This window comes from Rummeliibacillus sp. TYF-LIM-RU47 (genome assembly GCF_008638315.1).
Classification (GTDB): Bacteria; Bacillota; Bacilli; order Bacillales_A; family Planococcaceae; genus Rummeliibacillus; species Rummeliibacillus stabekisii.
On sequence record NZ_VVIR01000001.1, the window covers coordinates 1,177,824 to 1,197,519 of the forward strand.

23 protein-coding genes are annotated in these 19,696 nt (G+C 37.1%); 13 read left to right on the forward strand and 10 right to left on the reverse strand.

Translation table 11 applies throughout. From position 1 onward, the window contains the following. Positions 1 to 4: 4 nt before the first annotated feature. From F0527_RS05815 to F0527_RS05835, 5 genes are all read left to right on the forward strand, one after another. Positions 5 to 1,366, forward strand: coding sequence for an acetyl-CoA carboxylase biotin carboxylase subunit (locus F0527_RS05815; protein ID WP_150284092.1), 1,362 nt, complete (start codon positions 5 to 7; stop codon positions 1,364 to 1,366). A 98-nt stretch (positions 1,367 to 1,464) separates the two neighbouring features. Beyond that, positions 1,465 to 1,683, forward strand: a complete 219-nt coding sequence (locus F0527_RS05820; protein ID WP_066786491.1) for an acetyl-CoA carboxylase biotin carboxyl carrier protein subunit — start codon at positions 1,465 to 1,467, stop codon at positions 1,681 to 1,683. Continuing rightward, a complete protein-coding gene (locus F0527_RS05825) occupies positions 1,679 to 2,605 on the forward strand; it encodes a hydroxymethylglutaryl-CoA lyase (protein WP_150284916.1) in 927 nt (308 codons plus the stop codon). Before F0527_RS05820 ends, F0527_RS05825 begins: the two co-directional genes overlap by 5 nt. Further along, positions 2,583 to 3,362 (forward strand): enoyl-CoA hydratase, encoded by a 780-nt coding sequence (locus tag F0527_RS05830; RefSeq protein WP_150284093.1) that lies wholly within the window; start codon positions 2,583 to 2,585, stop codon positions 3,360 to 3,362. Before F0527_RS05825 ends, F0527_RS05830 begins: the two co-directional genes overlap by 23 nt. Positions 3,363 to 3,376: 14 nt before the next feature. Then, positions 3,377 to 4,915 (forward strand): acyl-CoA carboxylase subunit beta, encoded by a 1,539-nt coding sequence (locus F0527_RS05835; protein ID WP_150284094.1) that lies wholly within the window; start codon positions 3,377 to 3,379, stop codon positions 4,913 to 4,915. A gap of 84 nt (positions 4,916 to 4,999) precedes the next feature. Here F0527_RS05835 and F0527_RS05840 read toward each other — a convergent pair whose 3' ends face one another. Beyond that, a complete protein-coding gene (locus F0527_RS05840) occupies positions 5,000 to 5,245 on the reverse strand; it encodes a DUF2624 family protein (protein ID WP_066786506.1) in 246 nt (81 codons plus the stop codon). A gap of 104 nt (positions 5,246 to 5,349) precedes the next feature. Between F0527_RS05840 and F0527_RS05845 the strand changes: the two genes are divergently transcribed. Genes F0527_RS05845 through F0527_RS05855 form a run of 3 tightly spaced genes read left to right on the forward strand, consistent with a single transcriptional unit; the run spans position 5,350 to position 7,406 of the window. Further along, on the forward strand, positions 5,350 to 6,117 hold the full coding sequence (locus F0527_RS05845) for a metal ABC transporter ATP-binding protein (protein WP_147193695.1): 768 nt from the start codon (positions 5,350 to 5,352) through the stop codon (positions 6,115 to 6,117). Next, complete coding sequence (locus F0527_RS05850; protein ID WP_150284095.1) at positions 6,117 to 6,968, forward strand: metal ABC transporter permease; 852 nt, start codon at positions 6,117 to 6,119, stop codon at positions 6,966 to 6,968. The genes F0527_RS05845 and F0527_RS05850 overlap by 1 nt, the downstream gene beginning before the upstream one ends. A 12-nt stretch (positions 6,969 to 6,980) precedes the next feature. Next, positions 6,981 to 7,406 carry a Fur family transcriptional regulator gene (locus F0527_RS05855; RefSeq protein ID WP_066786515.1) on the forward strand — a complete coding sequence of 142 codons (426 nt, stop codon included), beginning with the start codon at positions 6,981 to 6,983 and terminating at the stop codon, positions 7,404 to 7,406. 79 nt (positions 7,407 to 7,485) lie between these two features. On the opposite strand, the gene F0527_RS05860 is transcribed toward F0527_RS05855, so the two are convergent. From F0527_RS05860 to F0527_RS05880, 5 genes are all read right to left on the reverse strand, one after another. After that, positions 7,486 to 8,133, reverse strand: a complete 648-nt coding sequence (locus F0527_RS05860) for a DUF421 domain-containing protein (RefSeq protein ID WP_150284096.1) — start codon at positions 8,131 to 8,133, stop codon at positions 7,486 to 7,488. 111 nt (positions 8,134 to 8,244) lie between these two features. After that, positions 8,245 to 9,087 (reverse strand): zf-HC2 domain-containing protein, encoded by an 843-nt coding sequence (locus F0527_RS05865; RefSeq protein ID WP_150284097.1) that lies wholly within the window; start codon positions 9,085 to 9,087, stop codon positions 8,245 to 8,247. 6 nt (positions 9,088 to 9,093) lie between these two features. Next, positions 9,094 to 9,561 (reverse strand): RNA polymerase sigma factor, encoded by a 468-nt coding sequence (locus tag F0527_RS05870; RefSeq protein WP_150284098.1) that lies wholly within the window; start codon positions 9,559 to 9,561, stop codon positions 9,094 to 9,096. 171 nt (positions 9,562 to 9,732) lie between these two features. Continuing rightward, positions 9,733 to 10,041: an excalibur calcium-binding domain-containing protein gene (locus F0527_RS05875; RefSeq protein WP_150284099.1), complete on the reverse strand. Its 309-nt coding sequence runs from the start codon at positions 10,039 to 10,041 to the stop codon at positions 9,733 to 9,735. A 241-nt stretch (positions 10,042 to 10,282) separates the two neighbouring features. After that, positions 10,283 to 11,011 carry a ZIP family metal transporter gene (locus tag F0527_RS05880; protein WP_066786525.1) on the reverse strand — a complete coding sequence of 243 codons (729 nt, stop codon included), beginning with the start codon at positions 11,009 to 11,011 and terminating at the stop codon, positions 10,283 to 10,285. A gap of 627 nt (positions 11,012 to 11,638) precedes the next feature. Between F0527_RS05880 and F0527_RS05885 the strand changes: the two genes are divergently transcribed. Further along, entirely contained in the window at positions 11,639 to 12,121 is a 483-nt protein-coding gene (locus F0527_RS05885; protein ID WP_066786528.1) for a hypothetical protein, read from the forward strand. Positions 12,122 to 12,166: 45 nt separating this feature from the next. Here F0527_RS05885 and F0527_RS05890 read toward each other — a convergent pair whose 3' ends face one another. The 4 genes from F0527_RS05890 to F0527_RS05905 all read right to left on the reverse strand — a co-directional run bounded on the left by F0527_RS05890 (position 12,167) and on the right by F0527_RS05905 (position 14,875). Continuing rightward, on the reverse strand, positions 12,167 to 12,739 hold the full coding sequence (locus tag F0527_RS05890) for a 5' nucleotidase, NT5C type (RefSeq protein ID WP_150284100.1): 573 nt from the start codon (positions 12,737 to 12,739) through the stop codon (positions 12,167 to 12,169). 22 nt (positions 12,740 to 12,761) lie between these two features. Next, positions 12,762 to 13,877 carry a flavodoxin-dependent (E)-4-hydroxy-3-methylbut-2-enyl-diphosphate synthase gene (ispG, locus tag F0527_RS05895; protein WP_147193676.1) on the reverse strand — a complete coding sequence of 372 codons (1,116 nt, stop codon included), beginning with the start codon at positions 13,875 to 13,877 and terminating at the stop codon, positions 12,762 to 12,764. A 96-nt stretch (positions 13,878 to 13,973) separates the two neighbouring features. Next, positions 13,974 to 14,312 (reverse strand): hypothetical protein, encoded by a 339-nt coding sequence (locus tag F0527_RS05900; protein ID WP_066786537.1) that lies wholly within the window; start codon positions 14,310 to 14,312, stop codon positions 13,974 to 13,976. A 50-nt stretch (positions 14,313 to 14,362) separates the two neighbouring features. Further along, positions 14,363 to 14,875, reverse strand: a complete 513-nt coding sequence (locus F0527_RS05905; RefSeq protein ID WP_221297932.1) for a DUF1189 family protein — start codon at positions 14,873 to 14,875, stop codon at positions 14,363 to 14,365. 122 nt (positions 14,876 to 14,997) lie between these two features. On the opposite strand from F0527_RS05905, the gene F0527_RS05910 reads away from it, so the two are divergent. From F0527_RS05910 to F0527_RS05925, 4 genes are all read left to right on the forward strand, one after another. Next, the gene (locus F0527_RS05910; RefSeq protein ID WP_147193674.1) at positions 14,998 to 15,477 is read left to right on the forward strand and encodes a DUF456 domain-containing protein; all 480 of its coding nucleotides are present in this window, start codon (positions 14,998 to 15,000) and stop codon (positions 15,475 to 15,477) included. A gap of 130 nt (positions 15,478 to 15,607) precedes the next feature. After that, positions 15,608 to 16,216: a superoxide dismutase gene (locus tag F0527_RS05915; protein ID WP_147193672.1), complete on the forward strand. Its 609-nt coding sequence runs from the start codon at positions 15,608 to 15,610 to the stop codon at positions 16,214 to 16,216. Positions 16,217 to 16,402: 186 nt separating this feature from the next. Further along, positions 16,403 to 18,583, forward strand: a complete 2,181-nt coding sequence (locus F0527_RS05920; RefSeq protein WP_150284101.1) for a peptidoglycan D,D-transpeptidase FtsI family protein — start codon at positions 16,403 to 16,405, stop codon at positions 18,581 to 18,583. 148 nt (positions 18,584 to 18,731) lie between these two features. Continuing rightward, positions 18,732 to 19,688 (forward strand): PstS family phosphate ABC transporter substrate-binding protein, encoded by a 957-nt coding sequence (locus tag F0527_RS05925; RefSeq protein WP_150284102.1) that lies wholly within the window; start codon positions 18,732 to 18,734, stop codon positions 19,686 to 19,688. Positions 19,689 to 19,696 lie beyond the last annotated feature (8 nt).

Sequence of the window (19,696 nt, forward strand, 5' to 3'; positions counted from 1 at the left end):
TCAAATGTTTAAAAAAGTACTAATTGCCAATCGTGGAGAAATCGCAAGGCGAATTATTAGAACATGCCAAAAACTTGGAATTGAAACTATTGCTGTTTATTCAGAAGCAGATGCGAATAGTTTATATGTTTCTGATGCAACTGAGAGCTATTGCATAGGAAAGCCGCCGGTAGCCCAGAGTTACCTAAATATCGATGCAATCGTTAAAGTAGCAAAGGAAGCGGGTGCAGAAGCAATTCATCCAGGATATGGGTTACTTTCTGAAAATGCCGCGTTTGCTAAGCGTGTGGAAGAAGAGGGATTGGTATTTATCGGACCATCCTCAGATGTCATTGCTGCAATGGGCAGTAAATTGGAAGCCCGAAGAACAATGGAAAAAGCGGGTGTACCGATTGTAGATGGTGTGAACGATCCAATAAAAGACGCTGATGAGGCTGTCGAAATTGCCAATAGAATGGGCTACCCAGTGATGTTAAAAGCATCAGCTGGGGGAGGCGGAATAGGAATGCAGCTTGTTCATAGCGAAGTAGAGCTCCGCCAAGCTTTTGAAGGAAATCAAAAGAGAGCGCAAAGTTTCTTTGGAAATGGGCAAATGTTTATCGAAAAATTCATCGCTGACCCACATCATGTAGAGGTGCAAATTTTGGCAGACCGGCATGGACATATTATTCCGATATTCGAACGGGAATGTTCTATTCAAAGACGTCACCAAAAAGTACTGGAGGAAGCTCCTTCTCCGTTTATCTCAGAAGAGACAAGAGAAAAAATGCTTGAGGCTGCAGTAAATGCAGCGAAGACCATCCAATATACTAATGCTGGTACGATTGAATTTTTAGTAGATAAGGATCAAAACTTCTACTTTTTAGAAATGAATACACGGTTGCAGGTTGAACATCCAGTCACAGAAGAAATTACAGGGTTAGACTTAGTTGAGGAGCAACTGAAAATTGCCTATGGTGATGTATTAAACATTTCAAAAGACGATATTGTAGCCAAGGGTCATGCAATTGAAGTGCGCATTTATGCGGAAAATCCCGTAACTTTCTTCCCTTCTCCAGGTACAATTACCAAGCTTTTGTTACCAGGGGATGAAGGGATTAGACACGAGATTTCAATCCAAGAGGGAAGTGAAGTTACACCATTCTACGACCCTATGATCGCAAAATTGGTTGTGTTTGCAGGTAATCGTTTGGAAGCTTGCGAAAAGCTAGAGGAAGCGCTTGGACAATATGTAATTGAAGGAATTCAAACAAATATTCCAATGCTTTTAGATATAGTGAAAAATGAACAGTTTAGAAATGGAATAACGACTACTAAATTTGTAGAAGAACATTACTTAAAAGAAACAGTTGGAAAGTCTAAATAAAAAAATAGAGAGGGGGCACATAGAAATCCAGAACTTTGCCTTCGTTCACTAGGAGTGTACCACCTCTCTATCTACTATTTTAATCGGAGGGATTTATGATGACAACAGTAAAAGCAAGTATGGCAGGAACAGTGTGGAAAATTTTAGTTTCAGAAGGAGAGCGCGTAGAAGCAGGACAGGATGTCGTCATCCTGGAATCAATGAAAATGGAAATTCCCATAGCAGCAGAAGAAGCTGGAACAGTGAAAAATGTAATCGCTGCGGAAGGTAATTTTATTAACGTAGACGACGACTTATTGGAGATTGAGAATGATTAAACTTCCATCAAGCGTCCAAGTGAAAGAAGTTGGTCCACGCGATGGTTTACAGAATGAAAAAACACTTATTAATACAAATGACAAGATTGAACTGATAGATCGCTTAAGCGAAACAGGACTTAATTACATTGAAGTTACAAGCTTTGTCCATCCAAAATGGATTCCGCAGCTAGCTGATGCAGTAGAAGTTTTAAAAGGAATTAAGCGTAAAAAAGGAATTACATATGGTGCTCTCGTGCCGAATAGCAAAGGATTAGAACGTGCAATAGACGCTGACATTGATGAAGTAAGTATCTTTATGTCTGCTAGCGAAGGGCACAACAAAGCAAACATTAACAAATCGATTGTTGAGACTTACCCTGTGTTAAAGGAAGTAGCAGAAGGCGCACTTGCGGCAGGGAAAACAGTTCGAGGCTATATCTCAACTGTTATTGCTTGCCCATATGATGGATTGGTTTCACCAGTCCAGGTCGCAAGGGTAGCGGAGAAGCTATTTGAAATGGGGGTCTCAGAAATTTCACTGGGTGATACGATTGGAGTAGGTGTTCCTACTCAAGTTGATGCTCTCTTAGAAGAAATGACACGCCATTTTAATACAGATCAATTAGCGATGCACTTCCATGATACTCGAGGGATGGCCTTAGCTAATGTAATGGCAAGCCTTGCACATGGCATTCAAAAGTTTGACAGTTCTATCGGAGGGCTTGGTGGATGCCCATATGCACATGGTGCATCGGGAAATGTGGCCACTGAGGATTTACTATATTTGCTCGAAGGCATGGGTATTCAAACGGGGATTCAGCGAGAAAAAATTGTGCAAACTGCATTGTATGTGGAAGAAAAACTGGGGAAACCATTACATTCTAAATTAGTAGCAGTAGCGAGAGGGGAGGAGAATCATGGCGGAGTATGTAAAGCTTGAGGTTGAAGCAGGCATCGCCACTATTCTGTTCAATAGAGCTGAGGCAGCGAATGCCTTATCTCGAAAGATGCTACAAGAAATCAACGATGTATTGGATGAAGTTCAATACAATCCGTCTGTTCGTGTAGTGATTGTTTCAGGAAAAGGTCAGAAAGCATTTTGTGCAGGGGCAGATTTGAAAGAGCGGCATGGTATGACGGAGTTGGAAACAAAACAAACAGTGGCTCTTATTGGCCAAACCGTCTCTCATTTTGAGTCCATTTCTAAACCTGTTATTGCAGCTATCAATGGGGTAGCGTTTGGTGGTGGGCTTGAATTAGCCCTTGCCTGTGATTTGCGTATTGCTAGTAGTGCGGCAAAGCTAGGCTTAACTGAAACTTCATTAGGTATTATTCCAGGAGCTGGCGGTACACAGCGTTTACCTCGATTGATTGGTGTTGGGAAAGCAAAAGAATTAATATACACAGCTCGCCGTCTAACTGCAGAGGAAGCAAAGGACTATGGAATAGTGGAATATGTAGAAGAACCGGACAATGTATGGGATAAAGCTGTAGCACTTGCGAAAGAAATAGCCAAAAATGCGCCACTTTCTTTGGAACAAGCCAAAACAGCGATAAATCATGGGATGCAAACAGATATTGCTACAGCTTTGCAAATTGAATCACTTGCCTATAGCAGATTGCTACCCACTGAAGACCGTTTAGAAGGGTTAAAGGCTTTCCAAGAAAAACGAACACCTGTTTATCAAGGAAAATAAGGGGGATGACAGAAATGGCAGAACTAACAACACGCTCTAAACATGATGAGATGAAAGAGACGATTCAAAAAGGTGGAAACGAAAAGTATCATGTGAAAAATAGTGAACAAGGGAAACTCTTTGTTCGTGAACGTCTTGAATTACTTTTTGATGATGGTATATTAGCTGAAGATGGAACGTTTGCCAATGTTTTAGCGAAAGATTTGCCGGCAGACGGTGTGGTTACAGGCATAGGAAAAATCCATGGACGTACGGTTTGTGTTATGGCTAATGATTCAACAGTCAAAGCTGGCTCATGGGGGGCCCGCACTGTTGAAAAAATCATTCGAATTCAAGAGACTGCCGAAAAACTAGGCGTACCGCTATTTTATTTAGTCGATTCAGCAGGCGCGAGAATTACAGATCAGCTTGAAATGTTCCCTGGAAGAAGGGGAGCAGGACGTATTTTTTATAACCAAGTCAAACTATCCGGACGCATACCGCAAATCTGCTTGTTATTTGGTCCGTCAGCAGCTGGCGGCGCTTATATTCCTGCGTTTTGTGATATCGTGGTCATGGTTGAAAAGAATGCTTCCATGTATTTAGGATCGCCTCGGATGGCTGAGATGGTTATTGGGGAAAAAGTAGACTTAGAAACAATGGGCGGAGCAAAAATGCATTGCACTACATCTGGATGTGGCGATGTTTTAGCAAAAACAGAACAAGAAGCAATTGCCTACGCACGCCAATATATTTCTTATTTTCCTGATAACTTTAAAAGTAAACCGGTAGTAGAAGAGCCTAAACTGCCAGCGAACTTTGAAAAAACGATTGAAGAGATTATTCCTGCCAATCAGAATGTACCATTTAATATGTATGACCTGATTGACCGAATTGTTGATGAGGGATCTTTCTGTGAAGTGAAAAAGCTTTTTGCTGCTGAGCTTATTACAGGTCTTGCGCGAATTAACGGCCAATCAGTCGGTATTATCGCTAACCAACCGAGAGTTAAGGGTGGTGTCTTATTCCATGATTCAGCGGATAAAGCGGCAAAATTCATCCAACTTTGCGATGCTTTCCATATACCGCTTTTATTCTTAGCCGACGTACCAGGGTTCATGATTGGTACTCAAGTAGAGAAGCTGGGCATTATTCGCCATGGCGCAAAGATGATTTTTGCAATGAGTGAAGCAACAGTTCCAAAAGTAACTGTCATCGTTCGAAAAGCATATGGTGCTGGTTTGTATGCAATGGCTGGTCCGGCATTTGAGCCAGATGCGTGCATCGCCTTATCTACTGCCCAAATTGCTGTAATGGGTCCTGAAGCAGCCGTAAATGCAGTCTATGCGAATAAAATCGCACAGTTACCTAAAGAAGAGCAAGCTGCATTTATTGAAGAAAAGCGAAATGAATATCGCGCTGAAATTGATGTTTATCGTTTAGCATCTGAGCTCATAATTGATGATGTTATACAACCAAATGAGTTGCGGACAACATTAGAAGCGAGATTCGAAGCCTATAAAACGAAAGATATATCATTTACAGAACGTAAACATGGGGTTAGACCAGTATAATGAAACTAACAAAGCAACAGAACAAAATTAAGGCGAAATGCATTTTTCATGCATTTCGCCTTTTGCTTTGCCTTCTATTAATGATTAAAGATATTTTGCATATTTGCCTAATAATTCTTTTGTTTTCTTCTTGCCTAGAATTTCTTCCACTTCTCTCAGGACTTTATCCGGAATCCCTGTCAGGACCCATTGAAACGAAAATTTTGAAAGAAGTGGGCGCAGTTTTTGTATTTCTTTTTTCGAAAGTGGAATCTGATGAACTTTGGCATATTCAGCAAGCTCCTTATCCGTTTTTCGATTCATTTCACTAATTAATGCTAAATAATCCATTCGCTTATCCCCTTTAATGTAATTGTCTTTACAAAGCACCTTCAATTCGCTATACTATTTGACATAAATCGTAATGATTATGAATTAGAAAGAAGTGAGGCTAATTGAAACAGCCATTAATAGAACTAGAAGATGTTTCGTTTCAGTATGAATATCAGGAAGTGTTACATAATATATCGCTTGTTGTGCGAGAAGGCGACTTTCTTGCGTTGCTTGGTCCAAATGGCTCTGGCAAATCTACACTGCTTAAAATTATCTTGGGTCTATTAAAGCCTACAAAGGGCTCTGTAAAACTGTTCGGGGAAAAGAGTACATCATTTAAACATCGAGAGTGGATCGGTTATGTGTCGCAAAAATCGAATTCATTTAATGCGGGTTTCCCAGCAACAGTAAAAGAAGTAGTAGCAAGCGGCCTAACTAAAAAAATCGGATTGTTCAAAAGACATCTTCCCAATAAGGAAGAGCGAGTGTTCGAGGCATTGCATGCTGTAGGCATGGAACAATTTGCAAATCGCAATATAGGCGAGCTTTCAGGAGGCCAGCAACAACGTGTATTTATAGCACGGGCGCTGATTGCAGAACCAAAACTGCTTATTCTAGATGAGCCAACTGTCGGAATAGACTACGAAAATGTACAGTCATTCTATGATATGCTCTATCATTTAAATGAGGAACTGCGAATTACAATGATTTTGGTAACACATGATGTGGACACACTGACGGATACGATCAGCCATGTTGCTTGTTTAAACAAAACGATTCATTTTCATGGCTATAAAGATAACTATGATTCGATATCAGCAGATCAGCGTAATGAATGGTATGGCCATTCGGTACGCCAACTTCCTCATATGAAGAAGGAGAATAAATAATGATTTCATCTATATTGCATTATGATTTTTTACAAAATGCATTTCTGTCAGGCATGATTATTGGCGTCATCGCTCCGTTATTAGGAGTTTTCATTGTAGTACGTCGTTTATCTGTAATTGCAGATGCGTTAAGCCATGTAACTTTAGCCGGAATAGCTGGAAGCTTATATCTCAGCCAAACATTCTCAGCATTGGCTTTATTAAATCCGATTTATTTAGGAATTCTGTCTGCTGTCGGCGGTTCAATGGTAATTGAACGATTACGTCGTTTATATAAGCATTTTGAAGAATTGGCTATTCCTATTATTATGTCGGCTGGCCTTGGTGTTAGTGCAATTTTTATTTCTCTTGCACAAGGTTTTAGTACTGATTTATTCAGTTATTTATTTGGATCTGTATCAGCTGTAAGTAGACAGGATCTTTGGGTAGTCCTATCGATCGCTATATTAGTAGTTGTTTTTGTTTATTTCTTTTATAAAGAGCTATTTGTTTTATCATTTGATGAGGAATATGCGAAAGCAAGCGGACTTCCTGCAAAATGGATTCATTTTCTTTTTATGATTGTGACGGCATTAGTCATTGCAGCAAGTATGCGGATTGTCGGAATTTTACTGGTGTCATCACTTATTACATTGCCAGTAGCTGCAAGTCTCCGCATTGCCAAAGGATTTAAACAAACGATTTTCTTTGCAATTTTGTTTGGGGAGCTGGCTGTTATGATTGGTTTGATTTCAGCCTTCTATTTAAACTTGGCACCAGGCGGAACAATCGTAGTGACATCTATTATCATTTTACTATTCGTTATTGTCGGAAAGAAAGCTGCTATAGCTATTCGTGCGAAAAAGAGTTAAGGAGGCATTCTCATGAATATATCGAAAGCATGGGATATACTGAAGGAAAGTGGCTACAAAAAAACGGACAAACGTGAACAGATTTTAGACATGTTCACGAAAACGGGTAAATATTTAACTGCAAGAGATTTGTTGGATGTGATGAAGAAGGATTATCCTGGCATGAGCTTTGATACTATTTATCGCAATCTAGCAACATTTGTGGATCTAGGTATACTGGAAGAAACCGAGCTTAATAGTGAACGCCACTTCCGTATGCAATGTGAAACCGAACACCATCATCACCATTTCATTTGTATGGTATGCGGCAATATTAAAGAAATTCACCTTTGCCCAATGGATATGTTACAAGAACAGTTGCCTGGTTATGAAATTGATAGTCATAAATTTGAAATTTACGGAAAATGTCCGGAATGTGTAGCGAAAAGCCTGTCATAGCAAGATATGACAGGCTTTTGTTATTTGATATTTATTAATTTCCCTAATTTCCTAATCTATTATCCTCTTTCAGCACTAACTATTCGTTGCATTGAACATAAAGGCCTTTACCCTCAGACCATTCTGCATAGTAAACTTTTTTAATATCCTCGTAGCCTTCTTTTTTTAATAAATTAATGACCCATTGTTCATTCTTTCTAATTTGATTTAATGTTCTATTTACGATTTGTCCCTCGTCTATAAGCAGGCGAGGCAATGTATCAGTCGTTATTTGATCGGATGAATCCTTCTTCATTACACTAATTTGACCTCCGGGTTCCAAAATCACATATTTTACTTCTCTAATAGAAAAAATCCCTTGCTGACGAAGCAAGGAAAGCAATTGTTCAGTTTCCATTTTATTTTTCTTTAATTCTTTTATATCTAAGACACCTTTATTTATAAGAATTGATGGTTCTCCTTTAATAAACGGACGTAATTTATCAAATTTCCTAACGACAAGATTTGTAATAAGGCTCAGTACAGTCCATAAAATAATTGCATAGAGAAAATGCCATACCTGTACCTTGTTATCATAAAGAGTTTCTTCAAGGATACCTCCCAGCATCAATAAAAAGACTATATCGAAAGGAGTAACTTCAGAGAGTTCCTTTTTTCCCATTAAGCGAATTACTAGCATAAGTGCTATAAAGCCTAGAATAACTTTAAGTGTAATAGTTAACATCATCTTTTCCTCACACTCCTAACTTAATCTTTAAATACCCTAAGATTATTAGTTTAATCTAAGACTTTACCTTCAATTTAATATTTTAGAAATGGAAGTGAATATTTAGTTAGTTTAATTATTCTTCATTTGTTTTATAATTCGTTTTTGAATAAACCAGTACGTTGCAAGAATTATAGGTATAAACATTACTGTTATTGGTATCTGAAAGACTGTCCAGGTAGAAGGGGCATAGTGTTTAAGTTGAAATGCATTTTCAACTGTTTTGAGATAGGATTCCTTGTATTCATATTGCACTATCCATTGATCATCTGCCATAGCTACTGTTCCAATATCATAATTATGTGGATTGATTGGTTGTGTAATCTTTCCTTTTTCTCCGATAATAAGTTTTGCTTGTGAATAGTCAATAGGGTAAGTATACGTCGGACCTTCTTTCAATACTGTACTATCCTCTATATTCTGCTCTGAAAATACAGCTAGAAATTTTAATTTTCCTTTATATTCTTGGAAAACATCTTGAAGTGATTTAGTATCTATGTGTGAACTATCTGTTAATATCGAGAAGGACTTTTCCATGATCTCATGTTGTTCTTGGTCTATTAGTTTTACTTTTTCTTTCTCACGATTAATTTGTGTAAATACACCTACAGAGTTTATAAAAAAACCCAAAGTAATAATAAGTGTAATCCAAAACGAATAACCTGAAAATTTCATGAATCTGTTCTGAGCATTAAAATAGCACGCTAATTTTTGAAATGGTTTCTTTTGTTCTAAACGACTCGAGAATTCTTGTTGTTTATGAATATTGATTTCATTATGCATTTCTTTTAAAAGTTCTGCACAGGATTTACAAGTGCTTATATGCTGTTCTATAAATCTTGAACTTTCCTCACTACATACTTTGTCAATATAGGATGAAGATAAATCATGCACTATAGGACATTCATTATTCATGTACACTCACTCACTCTCTTTTAATTTTACTTTGGCTCGATAAAAAGTAACTCTTGCCCAATTCTCATTTTTTAGATAAATATCACCGATTTCTTTAAACGACAATGCACCTAGTATTCGAAGTAACACAATTTCTTTAAATGGCTCTTCTAACAAATGAATTTTCCGGTAAAGTGTAATTTTATTTTCACTTTCAATAATTTGACTTTCTGCAGAGGGTATTTGATTCGTTAGGTGAGATGATTGCGGTTGTTTAACCTGCTTATCCACGTACTTATAGTATGTATACTTTGCAATTTGACAAAGCCAAACTGACATTTTGCATTTTCCATTATAACTATCTATTGAACGAACAGCCTGATAAAAAGTCTCTTGTGTCAGTTCCTCTGCAATGTCTGTATTACGGCATAAGACATATAAATATTTAAAAACTTGTTCGCCGTATTTTTCATAAATTTCCGTTAACTCGTTCATGTTTTACCTCCTTTCAACTCATATATCTAAAAAATCTCCTTTTCGTTACAAAGATTTCGTAAAAATTTTTATTTCTACAAAGAGACGTTTTCTAAATTAGATATACAATGAAAGCCTGTCTCGTATACACGGAGACAGGCTTTTAAATTAAATAGAAGTTATATGATATTTTTAGCGTTCACAAGCTATTCCATCTTTATCTCTATCTAAATCACGGTTTTGTTTCATGGCTTTTTTGTAAATACTTGCGGAAACATATGCGCGTGAGTATTCATAAACTACGCTGCCATTGCGCTTGTGTACTGTATTTTTCGTTTTAGCCGAAACTTTCACTCCGTGAGCGTATTTTCCGTTAAAAGCAGTGCAATTTGAATAGATACTACGAGCTTGAACATCTTCATCATTTTTAGAGATTGTAGCACCAAAAAACGTAGTTGTAGCTAAAGCTGCAGCTATACCAATTTGTAGGGTCTTTTTCATTCATTTTACTCCTTCGAAATTATTCCTGTTTATAATAAGTTATTTTTATGAATAAATCAAACTAAAATTTATAAATAATTTGAAGGTTTATATGTAAAAAGTATTATTTAAGAGTATTTCTACTAGGTAAATTTCTATTATAGTAGTGAATTAGAATAAAGTTAAATAGAAGGGAAATGGAAAGGGCAATATAAAACATAAAATGAAGCCGCACACATCCGAAGAGTGAGCGGCAATTAAATTAAGAGAATTGATCAAGCAAGAAAGCAATGAATAAACCACAGGCTGCAACCAATCCAGTAATTGGTCCGCTTTCTTCATAGGCTTCCGGCATCATTGTTGAAGCAATCATGGCTACTATACCGCCACCTGCAAATGCAGCAATTGCTGATTGGGTAGCAGCAGACACATCATCTAAGAAGAAAAATCCTGCCCATGACGCAAATGTCGATATAGCTAAAACTGCAATCCATAACCAAATTATTTTCGCAGTTGAATAGTTGCTTTTTTTCATACCTGTAGTGCTTGAAAGACCTTCTGGGATATTACTGATAAAAATAGAAACAACTAGTAGGAAACTGACACTTTGCTGTCCGATGAGACTAGCGCCAATCATGATAGATTCAGGTATTGCATCCATAATAGTACCTGCAAAAATAGCTAATCCGCTTGATGCTGCTAGATCACCTTGCGATCGTTTACGCTGAATCTTTCCTTTATTAGAAACCAAATAATCAAAAATAGTAAATACTATAGCACCTATTAAGAAACCGATTCCTGTTGCTTTTACACCACCATCATGAGCCGAATCCTCAAGCAATTCGAAAGTTGCGGCACCCATTAATACACCGGTCCCAAATGCCATAATAAAACCGATCCATCTATTTTTAATTGGTAGGAATAATGCGCCTAAAGCGCCTAGCAGGACAGCTGAACCTGACACTGCTCCCCAAAATGCGGCATGCCACATATTAACCACTCCTTTACTTGAGGATCAATACCCTGAACAAACAGGAATTGAAACAATCAAGACATAAAAAGAGCAACCATCTGCTGTTAAGCAGAAGATTGCTTTTGTAATTTTAAAATTAAGGACCACTTATGTGTTAGCATCTTAAAATAGCTGTTTCTCCAATTGAAAAAAACATATCAATTTACTTAATCATCAAAAGGGAACTCAATAACATAACCTAAATTGATATCGCACTCTTCCAGTATAGGGAGGGACAAAAGGACAAGGGCAGATATGACAAGACAATTTATTAATATTTTGGAAAGGCCGCTTTTACGAGAAGCTTTAAAGATTGAGCAAATATATTGGATGAAGAAGAGGAATATAAAGCAATTCATAAATAAATTGAACAAATACTGCCAACTCATCATTACTTCCCACCACTTCCTTTTTGTTTTCTATATATAATATTATAGTGCAGTCTATCAAAACAATAAAGTTTGAAACCTGCAAAATAAAAATTCTGTAAGCGCTTTTTCAATAGGTTTGCCAATCTTGTTACAACTTTAATCATAACCATCTTTTCTTTGGAATCTCTTGTATAATTAGGTACGAAAAGTGGCAAAGGAAAGAGAGGGAGCTAATATGAGAATAGTGAAAGTTGTAGTATGTATGCTAGCTATTATAATGGTGCTTACTGGTTGTGGGGGAGATGGAAAGTCTAAAGTAAATACTCGAGAGATCATTATCCCAAAAACCGAATTTTATAAATATCTTTATATTCAAGGTGTAAATGATCAAGGGGTATCTACTGAAAAGACAGGCAAATTGATTAAAGAACCTGCAAAAGTACAAGACTTCATTCGAATGGTGAATCGGAGTGTTGTAATGGTACCCAAAACAGAAAAACAAGCATCTATAGTAAAACAACTGGACAAGCATGGAAGCTATATTGTGGCACTTGGTGATACGGAAAAAATGGATAAATTAACTTATAAAATATATATGCTAAAAGATGGAACACTTTTTTTCCAGGACACCATGAAAAAAGAAATGACATATATGACTGTGAAAAAAGAACCTAAGAAGTTAGAGGAAATGAAAAAACTGCTAGGTGTTAAATTTTAAAAAGAGCGAAAGAACAATTGGTTTGTTCTTTCGCTCTTGTTTTGTTTAGATGCCGAACTCTTTTTTGACCCAGTTTTCTGCTTCAGACCAATTTTGGACACGGATTACACCATCAGGGATCGCATCACGATTATATGGAGCATCAAAAAGTAAGACAGGTATCTTTAATTCCTCATGTATACGTACTGCATTATCATGCTTATCTTCCATAAAAAGATGGACGCCATGTTTCTTAGCTGCGATTACTTTATCTGTATTTCCAACTATTTCTAGCAAATCATAAGGAAGTAAGTTGGTTTTGAACCAGAGATCTGTAACCTCGCGAGAATTTTCCTCTCGTGCAGTAATAAAGTTTAGCATCACATCATTATGCCATTTTGAAAGAATTCGCTGAGCTTCGAGCTGGACTGGAGGATTGCTGTACATATTAAGTTCTTCTTTACGATACCAGTCATAGAAAGTTTGAGCATCTATATTCAATACTTTTGTTAAATCATATTGAGTGACATCATCTAATAATAAATTTCTGTTAAATGCTTTATTAATATGGGGCAATAGAAACTCTGGAGTTGTTACGGTACCATCTATATCTATGCCAAAACTATATTTCTTCTCCATAGTCAGTTCGCCCTCCAAACGGTTAAAGTTGCACATTTGCAGCTTTTTCTGCTGCTTGTTTTTGGTAATATTCTTCGGCTAAAATATCAATTTCTTTTTTCAATTCTTCTACCATTGTTTCTTCAGGTACTTTGCGGACTGTCTTTCCGTGACGGAATAATAAGCCCTCTCCACGCGCACCAGCAATACCAATATCAGCTTCACGTGCTTCGCCAGGTCCGTTTACTGCACAACCAAGCACAGATACTTTAATAGGAGCTTTAATTGTTTGCAAATATTCTTCTACCTCATTTGCGATGGAAATTAAGTCAATTTCAATACGGCCGCAAGTAGGGCATGAAATCAAAGTCGGGATATTTGAAGCAAGCCCGAATGATTTTAACAATTCTCTTGCAACTTTAATTTCTTCTACAGGGTCAGCGCTCAAAGAAATACGGAGTGTATTCCCGATTCCTTTTGAAAGGATAGCGCCTAAGCCAGCAGCTGACTTGATAGTTCCTGAGAATAAAGTACCTGACTCAGTAATGCCTAAATGAAGCGGATAATCGAAAGCACGAGAGGCTTTTTCATATGCTTCTATCGCTAAATTAACATCAGAAGCTTTCATGGAAACGATAATATCATGGAAATCAAGGTCTTCTAAAATTTTTATATGGTGAAGAGCACTTTCTACCATACCGTCAGCAGTAGGGTAGCCATATTTATCAATGATTTTACGTTCCAAGGATCCAGCATTTACACCTATACGGATAGGAATACCTTTTGCTTTCGCTGCATTTACAACAGCTTCAACTTTTTCTTTACGGCCAATATTGCCGGGGTTAATACGAATTTTATCAACGCCAGCTTCAATTGCTTTTAATGCTAGTTTATAGTCAAAATGTATATCCGCTACAAGCGGTATATGAATTCGTTTTTTAATATCAGCTAATGCATTCGCTGCTCGTTCATCAGGACATGCAACACGGACAATCTGGCAGCCTGCTTCTTCCAAACGCAGTATTTCTGCGACAGTCGCTTCCACATCATGCGTTTTTGTCGTTGTCATACTTTGGATGATTACTTCATTGCTTCCGCCAATTGTTAAATCACCAACACGAACTTTCCGTGTATTCGAACGGTGCGTGATTTCATTCATGAATTACTCTCTCCTTCATAGGCTATTTAAAAAGCCTTACTGTACACTATTTTAGCAGTGTTCAAAAGGAAATGACAAGAGAGAAACATTGTTTACCTAGTTTGTGCAGTTGTTGTTGGCTTTTATACGATAAGGTAGAACCACTTGTTCGTTCTCTTTGAAGCTTTGCTTTAATAGATGGGGATTGAATTTATAGACCAATTCTAGACGATCCGCAAAATTCATATCCTCTGCAGGGTACAAGGCAAATAAAGATTCCCATGTATCGCCTAACGCTACGGTAACTTTAATAGTTTGGATTTCATCTGTTTTCGTACAAACTGGCTCTGGCTGGTTTTTATAAAAATCTGCTTTAGAAACAGTACCTTCAATTAAATCTACTTTTATAAAATAAGCACAAATAATAATAATCAGTGCGGAAACTAGTATTCTCATAAAAAATCCCTCCTTATCATCTACTATATGAATAAGAGAGAGATTCAGAACTATTTTTGTGGTTGATTTGGATATTTTGAAGAAGCGATAAAGACGTATAGGAGTGTCAAAAGCGCTGTAAAGATGGTCATAATATAAGTATGTATCGGCAAGAATACAGATAAAGTCGCGATAATTGTTGGTAATGTGACAGCTAGGGCGGCTGTACGCCAAATATGCCGATATTCGCCGCGTTTTTTACGGATAATTAATATTACCATTCCAGCTAAAGCGTAAATACTAATCTGAAGAAAGAGCGAGAATGAATTAATAAGAAATAACAGAATAAAGCTAGCGGGGTAGATGAGCCATTTCACTTCATTAAAGAATTCCTTCAATCCATTTATTTGACTGGTTTCTATACTGCTACCTGTTACAAATTGAATAAGTGAAACAATCGTAACAAAAAGGACCAGCATTAATACATACTGTATAACTTTGCCAATGGGCAACAATCTATATGCCGCTAGCTTTTTAGGGTGGAATAGACTATCTTTGAATAACTGCCAGTGTTTAATCTTCATATTCAATACCTCCAAAATTATAGTACCATGGAAGCGATTTAGATTCGACAATGCTTGGTGAAAATGCATGGATTTTTGGACAAAGGGTATAGGTGATTCTTTCTAAGAAGGGAGTTAATTAAATGGAATTTATATCATGGACATTAGTTATTGCGAGTTTTATTGTCGCCATGGTTGGTTTGGTATACCCAATCATACCATCGGTGTTATTTATATTTTTAGGATTCATCATTCATGGCTTGTTCCATTCATTTAGTGAATTACCATGGTGGTTCTGGGTGATTGAGGTTTTGTTTACTCTTTTATTATTTGGAGCAGATACATTAGCAAATGCATTTGGTGTGAAACGATTTGGCGGAAGTGAAGCAGGAATTTGGGGGAGTACCATTGGATTGCTTGTAGGCCCATTTGTTATCCCATTTGCAGGTATATTAATCGGTCCATTTATTGGTGCTGTGTTAGCAGAGCTGATTTTTAAGAGGACTTCTTTAAAAACTGCTTTTAAAGCAGGTATCGGATCACTTGTTGGTTTTCTTACTTCCGTTTTTACAAAAGGGGTTATTCAAATCATTATGATTATCATCTTTGTGATGGTTGTATAAGTATTGAGTGAAGGCTCAGTCAAAAGGCTGAATTCTATAAAAACAAGTGTCTAATGTTTGAACAACACTCTAATTTTTGATAATCTAGATTTGTAGTAATTATTACTTAATTTCAGGGAGGACTTTTATTATGGCATTCGAATTACCAAATTTACCTTATGCATTTGATGCATTAGAACCTCATATTGACGCAAAAACAATGGAAATTCACCATGACAAGCACCACAATACTTATGTTACAGGATTAAACGATGCTTTATCCGGTAAATCTGAATTCGAAGGTAAGTCTGTAGAAGAAATCATTGCTAACCTTGATGCAGTTCCAGAAGACGTACGTACAGCAGTACGCAATAACGGTGGCGGCCATGCTAACCACTCATTATTCTGGCAATTATTATCAGCTAACGGTGGCGGCGAACCAACTGGCGAATTAAAAGAAGCAATCGACGCTAAATTCGGCAGCCTTGATGCGTTCAAAGAAAAATTCGCAGCAGCAGCTAAAACTCGTTTTGGTTCTGGCTGGGCATGGCTTGTATTATCTAACGGAGAATTAGAAATCATGTCTACTCCTAACCAAGACTCTCCAATCATGGAAGGTAAAACACCATTATTAGGCTTGGACGTTTGGGAACATGCTTACTACTTAAACTATCAAAACCGTCGTCCTGATTACATTTCAGCATTCTGGAATGTTGTAAACTGGGATAAAGTTGCTGAATTATACAAATCAGCAAAATAATTCTGTTCTAATTGGAACAAAAAACACACCTACTACGTTTATGTAGGTGTGTTTTTTTATTACATAAGCATGACAAAAACACATATCAAATGGGCTAGCAATCAATTAATAGTTTTATGTTTTTTCAAAGGAAAAATGATATACTACTAGTTGTGAATGAAACCGGAAAGGAGGATCCCGTATTCGATGCGCCAAAAAAATAAAAATCCCAAAAAGCGTTCTACTAATGTCAAGGCAAAGCAACGAGCTAGTCTTTCTTTTCGAATGAACGTACTCTTTTTCTCTATTTTTATTTTGTTCTCCATCCTTATTTTACGTTTAGGCTATATGCAAATTGTAAAAGGGGAGGATTATGTAAGAACACTAGAAAAAACAGAAGAAGTTACAGTCAATACTAGTGTGCCTCGCGGCAGGATTTATGACAGAGAAGGGCGCGTACTGGTTGATAATAAACCGAAAAATGCGATTACATATACAAAGCTTCAAACCACTACAAGTGACGAAATGCTAAAAACAGCTAAAAAACTCGCAACACTAATTAAGATGGATACAAGCAAAATCGCACTACGGGATAAACAAGATTTTTGGATTAAACTCCATAAAGAAGAAGCTTATGAAAAAGTTTCGAAACAAGAGCAAAAAGCGATCAATAAAGATGAAAAGCTAACAAGCTCTGAAAAACAAGCAAAAATTGATGATTTAGTGCGGAAACGTATTACAAATGCAGAGCTGAAAAGTTTTTCAAAAAGTGACCTACAGGTTCTAGCAATTTATAGCAAAATGGTGGCGGGGTATAACTTATCACCTCAAATTATCAAAAGCGATGATGTATCAGACAAGGAGTTTGCGATTGTCTCTGAGCATTTGAATGAACTGCCAAACGTAAACACCGCTACAGACTGGAAGCGTGTGAAAAATTCTGATTTAAGTATTCTGGGATCGACTACTACACCTTCTGAAGGGATTCCAAAAGATAAGCTAGAGTATTACCTAGCGCGTGATTACTCTCGGAATGACAGAGTAGGTAAAAGTTATATAGAAAAGGAATACGAAGAGTTGTTACAAGGGCAAAAAGCCGTTGTAAAGAACGAGACGAATGGAAAAGGGCAAGTAGTCGAGACAAAAACAACTTTCCCTGGCTCTCCTGGTAAAGACTTGGTACTTACTGTAGATAGTCAGCTCCAAGAGAAACTTGAAAAATTAGTAGAGGAACAGTTGTTGAGTGCCAAAGCAACAGGTGCATCCAGCTTATTAGACAGGGCATTCCTCGTTATGATGAACCCAAATACAGGAGAAATTCTGTCTATGGTTGGTAAAAAGATTGATACTGATGAAAACGGTAAAACAGAAGTAAATGATTATGCGATTGGTACATTTACTTCTGCTTACGAAGTAGGATCTGTAATTAAGCCTGCAACTTTACTGACTGGTTATGCTTTAAATGCTATTACTCCAAATACAGTTCTGATTGATAAGCCGATTAAAATTGCTGGCACAGCTCCTAAATCATCTATCTTTAACCGATCTGGAGCTATTCCAATGAATGATTTAACGGCTCTTGAGAGATCTTCTAACTCTTATATGTTCCAAGTTGCTATGAAAATTGCTGGAGTGACATATGTTCCAAATGGTGGACTGCGTGTAACAGCAAATGATTTCACTAAAATTCGAAATTCTTATGCCCAATTTGGCTTAGGAGTTGATACAGGTATTGACTTACCAGGGGAATTTGATGGTTTTAAAGGACAAGAAACCATTTCAGGTAAATTACTAGACTTAGTAATTGGCCAATATGACACTTTTACACCTCTACAATTGGCACAATATGTCTCAACGGTTGCAAATGGCGGTAAAAGAATTCAGCCACATCTCGCAAAAGAAATCCGAGAACCTTCTGCAGATGGCAAAAACTTGGGGCCTATAGTAGAAGAGTTCCAACCAAATGTATTAAATGTCATTCGTAATTCTCCTTACGAAATTAATCATGTCAAAGAGGGGATGCATCGAGTGTATTTTGGCAGTCAAGGTTCTGCTAAATCCTATTTCGGCGATGCGAAATTTGATGCAGCTGGTAAAACAGGTACAGCCCAAGTTGTTTATTATGGACCAAAGAGGGCAGCTTATGGAACACAGACACTTAGTGTTACTCATATTGGATTCGCTCCATATAATAATCCGGAAATTGCCTATGCTGTTGTAGTACCATGGATTACAACAAATGAATCATATACAGCTATTAACAACATTATTGCACGTAAAGCTGTCGAAACGTATTTCTCTTTGCAAAAAGACCATATGCAAAAACAAAAACAGTCGACAAAAGAAAAAATCACAAAACCAAAAAATACTGAGTCAGAAAATGAGTAAACAAAAAGCACAGCTTATAGCTGTGCTTTTTTTACATGCCATTTACATTATCTAAATATTCTATTACATTCCCTTTATACTAGCTTAACAATCTATCGATATAGTAGATAGTGTAAGTAATAACTATTTTCTACGGGAGGCAATACGGATGAAAAAAGCAAAAAACTTAGTGGCAGCAACTATGATTGGATCAGCTCTATTACTGGGAGCCTGCGGTCAAGGAGACGGAAAATCAAAGTCCTCAGAAGCCGAGCAAACAGCCAAAGCCGATGAAGTAGCAGAAAGCAATATTTCGGGTGATGGTTCTTCTACTGTAGCGCCTATTTTAGAAGGAATCGTAGAAGAGTACTCAGCATCGCATCCGAAGACTCAAGTATCAGTCGGCGTGTCTGGAACAGGTGGAGGGTTTGAAAAGTTCATAAATGGTGAAACAGATTTTTCAAATGCTTCTCGACCAGTAAAAGATGAGGAAGCAGCTAAGTTAAAAGAAGCAGGAATCGACTACACAGAAATGAAGATTGCATATGATGGCATTTCGATAGTTGTGAATAAAGATAATGATTGGGTTGAAGATCTTACTGTAGATCAGTTAAAAGAAATCTGGACAGAAAACGGTAAAAATAAAAAATGGTCAGATATCAATCCAAAATGGCCAAAAGAAAAAATTTCATTCTACTCTCCTGGTACAGATTCTGGAACATATGACTACTTTGTAAATGATATTTTAGAAGGAAAAGATCTTGTTAAAAATGCAACATTATCAGAAGACGATAATGTTTTAGTCAAGGGTGTAGAATCCGATAAAAATGGAATTGGCTATTTTGGATTTGCCTATTATCTTGCGAATAAAGACCAATTGAAAGTGGTGAAAATCGGTGGTATTGAACCTACACACGAAACTATCAAATCCGGTACCTATACGCCACTATCCCGCCCATTGTTCGTGTATGTGAAAAATAAATCAGTTAAAGAAAATGCATCTATGTACAATTTTATGAAATACACAATAGAAAATGCAGGCGAAATGGCTGAGGCAGTAGGCTATGTAAAAACGCCAGATGAAGACTATAAAAAAGATTTAGAATCACTGGAAGGTCTAAAATAAGAGTTTAA